This window comes from Mesorhizobium sp. M0011, from assembly GCF_040324155.1.
Lineage (GTDB): Bacteria > Pseudomonadota > Alphaproteobacteria > Rhizobiales > Rhizobiaceae > Mesorhizobium.
Window position 1 is genome coordinate 226,418 of record NZ_JAMYVQ010000007.1, and the last position, 12,493, is coordinate 238,910.

Annotated in this window: 10 protein-coding genes; 4 read left to right on the forward strand and 6 right to left on the reverse strand. The window is 61.8% G+C overall.

The annotated features are described in order from the left end of the window. Nucleotides 1–12: 12 nt before the first annotated feature. From lon to NKK51_RS11125, 3 genes are all read right to left on the reverse strand, one after another. On the reverse strand, nt 13–2,424 hold the full coding sequence (gene lon, locus NKK51_RS11115) for an endopeptidase La (RefSeq protein ID WP_352552793.1): 2,412 nt from the start codon (nt 2,422–2,424) through the stop codon (nt 13–15). Between the two features lie 305 nt (nt 2,425–2,729). Next, entirely contained in the window at nt 2,730–4,004 is a 1,275-nt protein-coding gene (gene clpX / locus NKK51_RS11120; protein WP_013532190.1) for an ATP-dependent Clp protease ATP-binding subunit ClpX, read from the reverse strand. Nucleotides 4,005–4,301: 297 nt separating this feature from the next. After that, nucleotides 4,302–4,931 (reverse strand): ATP-dependent Clp protease proteolytic subunit, encoded by a 630-nt coding sequence (locus NKK51_RS11125; protein ID WP_023810285.1) that lies wholly within the window; start codon nt 4,929–4,931, stop codon nt 4,302–4,304. A gap of 338 nt (nt 4,932–5,269) precedes the next feature. On the opposite strand from NKK51_RS11125, the gene NKK51_RS11130 reads away from it, so the two are divergent. Further along, nucleotides 5,270–5,860, forward strand: a complete 591-nt coding sequence (locus tag NKK51_RS11130; protein ID WP_023810284.1) for a hypothetical protein — start codon at nt 5,270–5,272, stop codon at nt 5,858–5,860. 49 nt (nt 5,861–5,909) lie between these two features. After that, a complete protein-coding gene (locus tag NKK51_RS11135; RefSeq protein ID WP_352552795.1) occupies nt 5,910–7,289 on the forward strand; it encodes a pyridoxal phosphate-dependent decarboxylase family protein in 1,380 nt (459 codons plus the stop codon). A 23-nt stretch (nt 7,290–7,312) separates the two neighbouring features. On the opposite strand, the gene NKK51_RS11140 is transcribed toward NKK51_RS11135, so the two are convergent. Next, nucleotides 7,313–8,416: an NAD(P)/FAD-dependent oxidoreductase gene (locus NKK51_RS11140; protein WP_352552797.1), complete on the reverse strand. Its 1,104-nt coding sequence runs from the start codon at nt 8,414–8,416 to the stop codon at nt 7,313–7,315. 102 nt (nt 8,417–8,518) lie between these two features. Here NKK51_RS11140 and NKK51_RS11145 point away from each other — a divergent pair, with 102 nt between their 5' ends. Both NKK51_RS11145 and NKK51_RS11150 read left to right on the forward strand, forming a co-directional pair. After that, entirely contained in the window at nt 8,519–9,769 is a 1,251-nt protein-coding gene (locus NKK51_RS11145) for a cytochrome P450 (RefSeq protein WP_352552799.1), read from the forward strand. 66 nt (nt 9,770–9,835) lie between these two features. Next, nucleotides 9,836–10,552, forward strand: a complete 717-nt coding sequence (locus NKK51_RS11150; RefSeq protein ID WP_352552858.1) for a transporter substrate-binding domain-containing protein — start codon at nt 9,836–9,838, stop codon at nt 10,550–10,552. A gap of 69 nt (nt 10,553–10,621) precedes the next feature. On the opposite strand, the gene NKK51_RS11155 is transcribed toward NKK51_RS11150, so the two are convergent. Beyond that, nucleotides 10,622–10,969, reverse strand: a complete 348-nt coding sequence (locus NKK51_RS11155; protein WP_352552800.1) for a cupin domain-containing protein — start codon at nt 10,967–10,969, stop codon at nt 10,622–10,624. A 92-nt stretch (nt 10,970–11,061) separates the two neighbouring features. Next, nucleotides 11,062–12,342 (reverse strand): O-acetylhomoserine aminocarboxypropyltransferase, encoded by a 1,281-nt coding sequence (locus NKK51_RS11160; protein ID WP_024504598.1) that lies wholly within the window; start codon nt 12,340–12,342, stop codon nt 11,062–11,064. Between the last annotated feature and the right edge of the window lie 151 nt (nt 12,343–12,493).

Genomic DNA, 12,493 nt, shown 5'->3' on the forward strand with positions numbered 1-12,493 from the left:
ACGCCCGGAGCTCTAATGCGCCAGGGATTTTCCAGCGTCGTCGGCACTGTCTGTCGCGGCCGGCGGATTGACCGGTTCGACCCATTCGATCGGCTCCGGCATACGCACCAGCGCGTGCCGCAACACCTCGCCGACACGTGAGACCGGAATGATCTCCATGCCGTTCTTCACATTGTCCGGAATCTCCGCCAGATCCTTGGCATTGTCTTCCGGGATCAGCACCTTCTTGATGCCGCCGCGCAGTGCGGCGAGCAGCTTCTCCTTGAGCCCGCCGATCGGCAAGATGCGGCCGCGAAGCGTTATCTCGCCGGTCATCGCCACATCCGCCCGGACCGGAATACCCGTCAGTACCGACACAATGGCTGTCGCCATGGCAGCACCTGCCGACGGGCCGTCCTTCGGCGTGGCGCCTTCCGGCAAGTGCACGTGGATGTCGCGCTTGTCGAACAGCGGCGGCTCGATGCCGAAATCGACGGCGCGCGAGCGGACATAGGAGGCCGCCGCCGAAATCGATTCCTTCATCACGTCGCGCAGGTTGCCGGTCACCGTCATGCGGCCTTTGCCGGGCATCATGACGCCTTCGACCGTCAGCAGTTCGCCGCCGACTTCCGTCCAGGCAAGACCTGTGACGACACCGACCTGATCGTCAGCCTCGACCTGGCCGAAGCGGTACCGCTGCACACCAAGGTAATCGGAGAGGTTCTCCGCCGTGATGCTCACCGTCTTCTTCTTCGTCTTCAGGATTTCGGTCACCGCCTTGCGCCCGAGCTTCATCAGCTCACGCTCCAGGCTCCTGACGCCCGCTTCACGGGTGTAGGTCTGGACGATGGCGCGGATCGCGTCCTCACCGACGGAAAACTCCTTCGGCTGCAGCGCATGATCGCGGATCACCTTCGGCATCAGGTGCCGCTTGGCGATCTCGATCTTCTCGTCCTCGGTGTAGCCGGCGATACGGATGATCTCCATGCGGTCCATCAAGGGCGCCGGGATGTTCAGCGTGTTCGCCGTCGTCACGAACATGACGCTCGACAGATCGTATTCGACCTCGAGGTAATGGTCCATGAACGTCGAGTTCTGTTCCGGATCGAGGACCTCGAGCAACGCCGATGACGGATCGCCACGGAAGTCCAGGCCCATCTTGTCGATCTCGTCGAGCAGGAAGAGCGGGTTGGACTTCTTGGCCTTCTTCATCGACTGGATGACCTTGCCGGGCATCGAGCCGATATAGGTGCGCCGGTGACCACGGATCTCGGCCTCGTCACGCACGCCGCCAAGCGCCATGCGGATGAATTCGCGACCGGTCGCCTTGGCGATCGACTTGCCGAGCGAGGTCTTGCCGACGCCGGGAGGGCCGACGAGGCACAGGATCGGCCCCTTCAGCTTCTTCTGGCGGCTTTGCACGGCGAGATACTCGACAATGCGCTCCTTGACCTTGTCGAGGCCGAAATGATCGGTGTCGAGCACGTTCTGCGCAAAAGCCAAGTCCTGCTTGACCTTGGAGTTCTTGCCCCAGGGAATCGACAGGATCCAGTCGAGATAGTTGCGCACGACGGTCGATTCAGCCGACATCGGCGACATCGTCCGGAGCTTCTTCAACTCGGCTTCCGCCTTTTCGCGGGCCTCCTTGGAGAGCTTGGTCTTCTTGATGCGCGCCTCGATCTCGGCGGCCTCGTCGCGGCCGTCCTCACCTTCGCCGAGTTCCTTCTGGATCGCCTTCATCTGCTCGTTGAGGTAGTATTCGCGCTGCGTCTTCTCCATCTGGCGCTTGACGCGCGAGCGGATGCGCTTCTCCACCTGCAGGACGGAGATTTCGGCTTCCATGAAGCCCATAGCCTTTTCCAGCCGCTCCTTGACCGAGAGCGTGGCCAGCATTTCCTGCTTCTCAGGGATCTTGATGGCGAGATGCGAGGCAACAGTGTCGGCGAGCTTGGAATAGTCGTCGATCTGGCTGGCAGCACCCACCACTTCAGGCGAGATCTTCTTGTTCAGCTTGACGTAGTTCTCGAAGTCGGTGACGACCGAACGCGCCAGCGCCTCAACCTCGACCTCTTCCTCTTCCGGCTCGACCAGCGCCGCGGCGCGGGCCTCGTGGAAGTCGGGACGGTCGGTGAACGAGACGATTTTCGCACGCGAAGCGCCTTCGACCAGAACCTTGACGGTGCCGTCGGGCAGCTTGAGCAATTGCAGCACATTGGCGAGCGTGCCGATGTCGAAGATGGCATCGGGCTCGGGATCGTCGTCGGCGGCATTCATCTGGGTGGCAAGCAGGATCTGCTTTTCCTGACCCATCACCTCTTCCAGCGCCTTGATCGACTTCTCACGCCCGACGAAGAGCGGCACGATCATGTGCGGGAACACCACGATGTCGCGCAGTGGGAGAACTGCGAAGACGCCGTCGCTGGGTGCCTTGGATACTTTGGCCATTGTCCAACCTTTCATGTCGCGGCCGCCAATCAGCCAACCGCGAATCTTATATTAACGACCGGGGATCGTTCCGCCTACCACCGTTTATGACGGGAGTTTTACAGCACAGAAATCGGGCACCTCGGCCTTCTCCAGTTAGTTGGATGCGCGACCCCCAAAGATCAAGGGGCGCGTCCAAATCCGCACTTCCAACCCGTCCGCGAGTGACACATTTGCGACGCCAAGCCGTACGCCGCGCAAAACCCCTGCGCGACAGCAAAACGGCGCCTTGCGGCGCCGTTCCAGATTTTCGCTGCGGGCTCATGTCAGGCGCTGACATTGCCCTTCTTTTCCTTCTGCTCGGAGTAGATGTAGAGCGGCCGGGCACTGCCGGTCACCACCTCCTCCGAAATCACCACTTCGCGCACGCCTTCGAGCGCGGGAAGCTCGAACATCGTGTCGAGCAGGATCGCCTCCATGATCGAACGCAGGCCGCGCGCGCCGGTCTTGCGCTCGATGGCGCGCTTGGCGATCGCCGAAAGAGCGTTCTCGTGGAAGGTCAGGTCGACATTCTCCATCTCGAACAGCCGCTGATACTGCTTGACCAGCGCGTTCTTCGGCTCGGTCAGGATCTGGATCAGCGCCGGTTCGTCGAGGTCTTCCAGCGTCGCCAGAACCGGCAGACGGCCGACAAATTCGGGGATAAGACCGAACTTCAACAGATCCTCGGGCTCGACCAGGCGGAAGACATCGCCAGTGCGGCGATCCTCCGGCGAAGCGACGACCGCGCCGAAGCCGATCGAGGTCTTCCGGCCGCGATCCGAGATGATCTTGTCCAGCCCGGCGAAGGCGCCGCCGCAGATGAACAGGATGTTGGCCGTATCGACCTGCAGAAACTCCTGCTGCGGGTGCTTCCTGCCGCCTTGCGGCGGCACCGAGGCGACGGTGCCTTCCATGATCTTCAGAAGCGCCTGCTGCACGCCCTCGCCCGACACGTCGCGGGTGATCGAGGGATTGTCCGACTTGCGCGAAATCTTGTCGATCTCGTCGATGTAGACGATGCCGCGCTGGGCCCGCTCGACATTGTAGTCGGCCGATTGCAACAGCTTCAGGATGATGTTCTCGACGTCCTCGCCGACATAGCCGGCTTCGGTCAGCGTCGTCGCATCAGCCATGGTGAAGGGCACGTCGATGATGCGGGCCAGCGTCTGCGCGAGCAGCGTCTTGCCGCAACCGGTCGGGCCGATCAAAAGGATGTTGGACTTCGCCAGTTCGACATCGTTGTTCTTGCCGGCATGCGCGAGGCGCTTGTAGTGGTTGTGGACCGCCACCGACAGCACGCGCTTGGCGTAGGGCTGACCGATGACATAGTCGTCGAGAACCTTGAGGATCTCCTGCGGTGTCGGCACGCCTTCGCGCGACTTCACCATCGAGGTCTTGTTCTCTTCACGGATGATGTCCATGCAGAGTTCGACGCACTCGTCGCAGATGAAGACCGTCGGACCGGCGATCAGCTTGCGCACTTCGTGCTGGCTTTTGCCGCAAAACGAGCAGTAAAGCGTGTTCTTGGAATCGCCGCTGTTGTTGCCGACCTTGCTCATTTTCATGTCCTTTCATGGCCGCCCGCCGATGGTCTGGCTGAAAGGGCGCATACTCTATCTATCGCGGGAATCCGCCGCCGCCAGTGTGTCCCGGCTCCCGCAACGCATTCCGTACGAAACACAAATCAGAAAACGTGGCAATGATTCGCGACAACCCCGCATAAAGCTAAGCCGCCGAAACTCAACATAGCCTTAACGTAGGCAATCCTGTCCCCCGAGGGAACAGCCAATTGTGGCCGAAATGCCGCAAGACACACCAAAAGCGCGTGATGCCGCCATCCAACTGCCAATAAGCCCTTATGCCACAGCGCCTTCAGGCGGCTCGCGCGACGAAATGACCTTGTCGATGAGGCCGAAATCCCTGGCTTCGTCAGCGGTCATGAAATGGTCGCGGTCGAGCGTCTTCTCGATCTCTTCGTAGCTCTTGCCGGTGTGCTTGACGTAGACCTCGTTGAGGCGACGCTTCAGCTTGATGATATCCAGGGCATGGCGCTCGATGTCGGACGCCTGGCCCTGGAAGCCGCCGGAAGGCTGGTGAACCATGATGCGGGCGTTCGGCGTGGCAAAGCGCATATCCTTGTGGCCGGCGGTCAACAGCAGCGAACCCATCGAAGCCGCCTGGCCGATGCAGAGCGTCGACACGGCCGGCTTGATGAACTGCATGGTGTCGTAGATCGCCATGCCGGAGGTGACGACGCCGCCCGGCGAATTGATGTAGAGGTTGATTTCCTTCTTCGGATTCTCGGCTTCGAGGAACAAAAGCTGCGCGCAGACCAGCGTCGCCATGCCGTCCTCGACCGGACCGGTGATGAAAATGATGCGCTCCTTGAGGAGACGCGAGAAAATGTCGTAGGCCCGCTCGCCGCGATTGGTCTGTTCGACCACCATCGGAACGAGGTTCATGTAGGTTTCGACGGGGTTCTTCATCAGTTGTCTCTTATCTCGCGGTGGGTTTCCGGCGCCGGGAATGCTGGCGGATCGGGCAGAATCGGTTCTGGATCGTTATTCCGTAAATAGGATGCCGGCTCATCCTTGTGCAAGGCCGACCCCTCCTAGCCATCTGGGTAAGTCGAATCAAGCTTTCTGACCAAGGATTCGCGGCGGCGGATGCTTCCGCGGGTCCGGAGCCGCATGGCCGGCCGCGCAAGGTAGCAGTTTCTTAACCGCGTCACTTAACGAAATGCGCCGAAACCGCTTTTCTCCGAAACGGCTTCCTCTACAATTCAACGTTGAACTTATGCGTAGAGTTCAACAGGGGGAGTGTCATGCCCGGGAAAACCGCATGCTTCACCATCGCCGGGCTGACCATGCTCGGCACGATTTCGCAGACGGCGGCCGGCGGCCGCGCCGTCGAATGTTATGAACCGGTCCGCAGTCCGGCCGTCTACGACACGGTCTATGAAGACGTGATGATCAGTCCGCCCGGCCAGCAGGTCGACTATATCGCCCCTATCTATGGCACGCGCGAGCGCGTCGTGATGACCGTTCCGGCGCAAGTGACCTACCAGATCGTGCCGGCCGTCACCCGCACCGTCTACCGCACGGTCCGGGTCGATGGCGGCGGCTACTCCTGGGAATGGCGCGTCATCCATGGCCGCAAGGTGCTGTGCAAGGTATGGCACAAGGCGCGCTACGAACGTGTTGCCAAAACCGTGGTGATCCAGCCCGAACGCACGCGGCGCGTGGTCATCCCCGCACAGTACGATAGGATCGCCCAGGAGGTGCTGGTGCAGCCCGAGCAAAGGCGCGTCATCGATGTTCCCGCCTCCTACCAGACCATCGCGCGCCGCGTGCTGGTTCGCGAAGGTTCATCGGGCTGGCGGCGGGTGCATATTCCCAGGCATTGCCAGGATTAGCGAGCATAGCGTAACCTGCGTCGCAGCGGATCTCCGTAGGGCTGAGGGCATGCGCGACCTGGAAATTTCCAATCAGGAATTGTCAGACCTTGCCGAAGAAGCCTTGGCGCTTGCCAAAGGTTACTGGGCCTCCCTCGAGGAACGTCGGACGTATCCCACGACCAGCGGCAAACAGACGACCGAACTGTTCTCGCGGCCTTGGCAGGAGAGCGGCCGCGGACGGGAAGTCTTGCAGGATTTCAAGTCGATCGCGGAGCATGTGCGGCCTTCAACCGGCAGATTCTTCGGTTATGTCGTCGGCTCCGGCGAACCGGTCGGCGCGCTGGGGGAGCTGCTGGCTGCGGTGCTCAATCAGAATGTGACGTCGTGGCGGTCGGCTCCGGCTGCGACATCGATCGAACGCGCCGTGGTCGGGTGGTTGGCGGAGGCTGTCGGTTGCCCCGGATTTACAGGCAGCCTGTGCGGCGGCGGCTCGACGGCGAACCTCATGGCCCTGGGGATGGCGCGGGAAGCGAAGCTGCCAGCCAACGAAACAGGCGTACGGCCCTGCGTGATCTATGCTTCCGAGCAAGTGCACATGTCCATTCCAAAGGCCGTCGCGCTGTTGGGGATCGGTAGAAAAAATCTCCGTTTGATCCCTGTCGACGACAAATTCAGGATGCGGACGGATGCCCTCCAGGCGGCTATCGCCGTCGACCGCGAGGCCGGAAACATGCCCATCGCCATCGTGGCCACGGTCGGCACCATCATCTCCGGTGCGATCGATCCCCTTCCCGAGATTGCAGACATCGCCCGGAGGGAGGCGCTGTGGATGCACGTCGACGGTGCCTACGGAGGGCTGGCGGCTCTTGCGGCGCCGGAAAAGTTCCAAGGGTTGTCTTCGGCGGATTCGCTGTCACTGGATGCGCACAAATGGCTCTATCAGCCACTCGATTGCGGCTGCCTGCTCTATCGTCACCCGGACATTGCGCGAAAGACTTTTTCGCACAGCGACGACTACGTCAGGATACTGAGCGATGACCCTACGGAAGCATTTGCGTTCTTTGAGGAGTCGATCGAACTCTCTCGACGCTTCCGTGCGCTGAAGCTCTGGATGTCGCTGCAGTATCACGGACGCCGTGCCTATCGCGAAGCCATCGCCCGCGATCTCAACCATGCCCAGATGTTGGCGCAGGCAATCGCATCGCAGCCGGAGTTGGAACAGCTTGCACCCGTATCGCTAAGCGCAGTCTGTTTCCGCCACCGCTCAAAGAACAATGAAGCGATCCTGCGCCGCGTGATCGCGCGCGGCCGGGTGTATCTGTCGAATGCGACGATCAACGGCCATTTCGCGCTGCGCGCGTGTTTCGTCAATCACCGAACGACCCCAGATGACGTGCAGGCGATTGTGTCCGAAGTCATTGCCGCCGCAGACGAAATCAATCGCTGAGTGAGTCTTCAACCTGGCGGCGTTCAGGCCACTTCCGCCCGCAGCCATGTCTTCAGGCCGGCGATGTCGCCGTCGCCCACCGCGGCCGCAACGCGCCGGCCGACCGCAGCGCCGAATTTGTAGCCATGGCCGGAGCAGGCCGAGACGATCAGGCATTTTCCTCGCTCGTGAGCGAAGAACTTCTCATCTTCGGTGAAGGTGTAGGCGCAGGTGACCACCTCGGTCACCCTGTATTCCTCGATGCGCGCGATCGGCGGCGAAAACAGGTTGCGGATCGCCTCGCCCTCGCCCGCCACCGGCTGACGGTTCCAATCGGCGTCGCTGGTCGGCACCCTGTGCAGCCCGGACCCGAATTTCATGCCGGCGCCGCCGGAGGGCGGGATCACATAGCCGTCGATCGCGCCGCCGACATCGAGGACAACCGGTGCCACCCGCCAGGCGGCCTTGAGGTCGGCCGGCGGTTCGACATAGGCGAGTGCGGTTCGATAGGTCTTCAGCTCGCCGTCCAGTTCCGGAAACAGTTTCAGCACCCAGGCGCCGGCGGCGACAACGATACGGTCGGCCTGCATCGTCTCGCCGCTTTCGAGCACGATGTGGCCGGCTTCGGCGTCGACTTCGATGACCTTGCTGTTTTCGTAGACATTGGCGCCGTTGGCGCGCAGCCAGTTTGCCACGCCGGAGGCTATCTTGCGGCAATGCAGGGCGCCGCCTTCGGTCGAGAAATAGGCATAGCGGAAAGAGCCGGCTTCGAGAAACGGCCAGCGTTCCACGGCTGCGTCCGGCTCCAGCAATTCGAACGGAAAATTGCCTTCTTCCAGGCCCTCGCGATATTCCTCGGCCTCGTCGCCCGGCTCGCGCGAAATGCAGACAAATCCTCTGGGATCGAGGTGGCTTTCGCCGAGATCGGCCCACATCTCGTCCCAGGCCTGGTAGGCTTCGGTGATCAGCCGGCCATAGCCGGTCCCCGCGCGGTAGGCGCGGCGGATGATGCGATGGTGGTCGCCCGACGCAGCCAGCGGGTTGGGGATCGGCCCCTGTTCGACGATTGACACGCTGTGGCCGGCCTTGACCAGCGACCACGCCGTGGAGAGACCGGCAATGCCCGCGCCGACAACGATCACATTCATCAAATCAGACTTTCCGCAGCCGGTCGGCTGGCTCAACGCATTGGATTGCGGCGCCAACATAGGGTCTGGAACCAGGCTGGCAAGCCGCGCTATTGGTCTGGCATGAGCAAATTGACGCCACCCACCCTGGCCTTTGATCCAGCCACTCGACGCCTGCGGCTCGACCCGCACGAGCCGGCCTTTTTTCAAAACCCTTATGATGCCTATGCTTTCCTGCATGGCGTATCGAATGCATTCTTCTGGGAAGAATTCGGCTTCTGGTGCTTTGGCGGTTTCGACGACGTCAACCGGCTGCTGCGCGACCGCCGCTTCGGCCGGCAGAACCCGGCCGGCATTCCAGACAGCCGCGGCATTGGACAGGACCGCAGCCATCTCAGGGCCTTCGACGGCATCGAAGCCAATTCGATGCTGGAACTGGAGCCGCCGGTGCACACGCGTCTGAGAACACTGGTCAACCGCGCCTTCGTCTCGCGCCAGGTCGAAAGGCTGCGGCCGCGTGTCGAGGCCTTGGCCAACGAGTTGATCGACCGTTTCGAACCAGGCAAGACGGTCGACCTGTTGCCTGATTTCGCGGCGCCCTTGCCGATCACCATCATTGCCGAAATGCTTGGCGTGCCGGTCGAAATGGGGCCGCAACTGCTCGGCTGGTCGCACCAGATGGTTGCCATGTACATGCATGGCCGCATGCGCGAAACCGAGGAGACGGCCAACCGCGCCGCAAGCGAATTTGCCGATTTCCTGCGCGGTTACGTCACGGAGCGACGCAAGAACCCCGGCGACGACCTGCTGTCGCTGCTGATCTCGGCGCAAGAGGACGGCCAAAAACTGTCGGAGGACGAGATGGTGTCCTCGGCGATCCTGCTGCTCAATGCCGGCCATGAAGCGACCGTGCACCAGACCGGCAATGCCGTCCGCTCGATCCTTATGCAAGGCGGCGATGTCAGCCGCTTCTTCAGTTCGCCCGAAACGACCGCGGCAACGGTCGAGGAATGCCTGCGCTTCGACGCGCCGCTGCACATGTTCGCGCGCTACGCCTATCAGGAGATCGAGGTCGCGCCCGGCATCGTCGTGCAGCCGGGCGAGACGATCGGGCTGCTGCTGGGCATGGCCAATCATGACCCGCGCGCCTTCGCCGACCCCCTCGCCTTCCGGCCCGACCGTGCCGACCAGAAGAACGTCTCCTTCGGCGCCGGTATCCATTTCTGCATCGGCGCGCCGCTCGCCCGGCTCGAATTGCAGGTGTCGCTGAAAACCTTGTTCGAACGGCATCCGAAGCTGCATCTTGCCGAAAGCCCAAGCTTCCGCGACACTTACCACTTCCATGGGCTGGAAACGCTCGCCGTCGGCTTTTGACGATCGCGAACCTGGGGCTGCCTCAGCCAGTTTCCGGCAAAATAGGACGGCGACGCTTTGCCTGACATGACCGAGTTGAAATTCGCCTTCCTGGAAGAACCGCCATTTTGCTTCACCGGCGCATCGGGCGAGGTCTCAGGCTGTGACGTCGAGCTTGCGCGCAGGCTCGGTGACATGCTCGGATTGGCGAGCTTTAAGCTGATCGAAACCGAATTCGCTGAGCTGCTGCCTGGGTTGGTCGAGGGCCGTTGGACCATGACGACCGGCCTGTTCGTCTCCGAAGAGCGCAGGCAGCTTGTCGACTTCACTCGGCCGATATGGGCGTTGCAGGATGGGTTGCTGGTCGCGGTGGACAATCCGTGCGGCTTTCGCGGCTACCAATCCATTGCCGAGGACGGAACAGTGTTGATTGGTGTCATAAACGATCAGGTTCAGCACCTTACGGCGCTGCACAACGGAATTGCGCCTGGGCAGATCAGGATGTTTGCAACGCAGGCGGATGCGGCGGACGCAGTGGCCAACGGCGTCGTGCACGCCTATGCCAGCGTCGCCATGGCGCATCGAGGCTATCTGACCCGGCGGCCCGAAATGCGGCTTGGACTTGTCGAGGTTCCCTCGATTGAAAAGCAGCCGTCGGCCGGTGCCTTCGCGATCGCCAAAGGCAATTCAGCCCTGCTCCGGCGCATCGATGCTTGCCTCGATGAATTGGTGGGCAGCGACTGGCACCGACAGATGATGGCGCGATACGGATTCTCGGACAGCGATATCGATCGCATCGTTTGATCCGCACATCTTTTGTTGTTCGACCATGATCTTTACCGGAAAACCGGCCTCCACTTTTCGGGATCATGTCTACAGCTTGATCACATATTCCTTGCGAGTCGTTTCAAGCACTTCCCAGCTGCCTTTGAAGCCGGGCCTGAGCACGAAGCTGTCGCCGGCCTTGACGGTGCGTGCCTGCCCGCCGTCCTCCGCGATCACCGAAACGCCGGACAGGATGTGGCAAAACTCCCACTCGTCATAGACGATGCGCCATTTGCCCGGGGTCGATTCCCAGATGCCGGCGTAAAGGCCGCCGTCACGCTCCTCGACATTCCAGGTGCGGAATTTGGGATCGCCCGAGATCAGCCGATCCGGTGCCGGCGCGCCAGATTCAGGCTCGACGCTGTCAGTCGCTATTGTCAGGTAATGCGCGGACAAGAACTTGCCTCCATGAAAGAGCCGGCTTCGCGTCGGCTCACCCACCCCGGCGCTGCGCGCCGACCCTCCCCACAAGAGGAGGGTAAAAAAGATCAGACTTTGGCAAGCGCCTGTTCGAGGTCGGCGACGATGTCGTTGACGTCCTCGATGCCGATCGACAGCCGCACCGTGTCCGGTCCTGCGCCGGCCTTGACCTTCTGCTCGTCGGAAAGCTGGCGGTGCGTGGTCGAGGCCGGGTGGATGACCAGCGACTTGGTGTCGCCGACATTGGCGAGATGCGAGAACAGTTCGAGCGCCTCGACGAATTTCACACCGGCGTCATAGCCGCCCTTCAACGCGAAGGTGAACACGGCACCGGCGCCAAGCGGCGAGTACTTCTTCTGCAGCGCGTTGTTCTTGTCGCTGGGCAGGCCGGGATAGTTCACCGACGCAACCTTGGGGTGATTGGACAGCCAGGCGGCGACCGTCACGGCGTTGTCGCAGTGGCGCTGCATGCGAAGCGGCAAGGTCTCCAGGCCGGTCAAGATGAGGAAGGCGTTGAAGGGCGAGATCGCCGGGCCGAGATCGCGCAGGCCGAGCACGCGCGCGGCAATGGCGAAGGCGAAATTGCCGAAGGTTTCGTGCAGGACAAGACCGCCATATTCCGGGCGCGGTTCCGACAGCATCGGGTACTTGCCCGACTTCGACCAGTCGAAGGTGCCGCCATCGACGATGGCGCCACCGATCGAATTGCCGTGGCCGCCGATAAATTTCGTCAGCGAATGGACGACGATGTCGGCGCCATGCTCGATCGGCCGGATCAGGTAGGGCGAGGCCAGCGTGTTGTCGACGATCAGCGGCAGGCCATGCTTGCGCGCGATGTCGCCGATCTTCTCGATATCGACGAAGGTGCCGCCCGGATTGGCCAGGCTCTCGATGAAGATCGCCTTGGTCCTGTCGTCGATCTGGCTCTCGAAGGTCGAGATGTCGTTGGTGTCGGCCCAGCGCACCTCCCAGCCATAATTCTTGAAGGCATGGCCGAACTGGTTGATCGAACCGCCGTAAAGCTTGTTGGCGGCGACGAAATTGTCGCCCGGCTGCATCAGATTGTGGAACACGATCACCTGCGCGGCGTGACCAGAGGCGACCGCGAGTGCCGCCGTGCCGCCTTCGAGGGCTGCCATGCGTTCTTCCAGCACCGCCTGGGTGGGGTTCATGATGCGGGTGTAGATGTTGCCGAACGCCTTCAGCCCGAACAGCGAGGCGGCATGGTCGGCGTCGTCGAAGACGAAGGAGGTCGTCTGGTAGATCGGCGTGGCGCGCGCGCCGGTCGCCGGATCTGGCTTGGCGCCGGCATGGACGGCGAGCGTGTTGAAACCTGGCGTGCGGGTCACTGAAAACCTCCCCTTTGAAACTCTTGAAATCGCCGGGCATTCTTGGCGAAGCCCGCGCGCGAATGCAAAGAAGAAAATGCCCTTCGGCGAACGATCTGCGGCCGAGGCCTGAGAAAATGCGCTGTCCTAAGGAATATTTTTGCGCCCAAGG

What these genes read in the sequence shown, in the direction of transcription:
- lon (WP_352552793.1), bottom strand. Translation starts at nt 2,424, where the DNA reads ATGGCCAAAGTATCCAAGGCACCCAGCGACGGCGTCTTCGCAGTTCTC.
- clpX (WP_013532190.1), bottom strand. Translation starts at nt 4,004, where the DNA reads ATGAGCAAGGTCGGCAACAACAGCGGCGATTCCAAGAACACGCTTTAC.
- NKK51_RS11125 (WP_023810285.1), bottom strand. Translation starts at nt 4,931, where the DNA reads ATGAAGAACCCCGTCGAAACCTACATGAACCTCGTTCCGATGGTGGTC.
- NKK51_RS11130 (WP_023810284.1), top strand. Translation starts at nt 5,270, where the DNA reads ATGCCCGGGAAAACCGCATGCTTCACCATCGCCGGGCTGACCATGCTC.
- NKK51_RS11135 (WP_352552795.1), top strand. Translation starts at nt 5,910, where the DNA reads ATGCGCGACCTGGAAATTTCCAATCAGGAATTGTCAGACCTTGCCGAA.
- NKK51_RS11140 (WP_352552797.1), bottom strand. Translation starts at nt 8,416, where the DNA reads ATGAATGTGATCGTTGTCGGCGCGGGCATTGCCGGTCTCTCCACGGCG.
- NKK51_RS11145 (WP_352552799.1), top strand. Translation starts at nt 8,519, where the DNA reads ATGAGCAAATTGACGCCACCCACCCTGGCCTTTGATCCAGCCACTCGA.
- NKK51_RS11150 (WP_352552858.1), top strand. Translation starts at nt 9,836, where the DNA reads ATGACCGAGTTGAAATTCGCCTTCCTGGAAGAACCGCCATTTTGCTTC.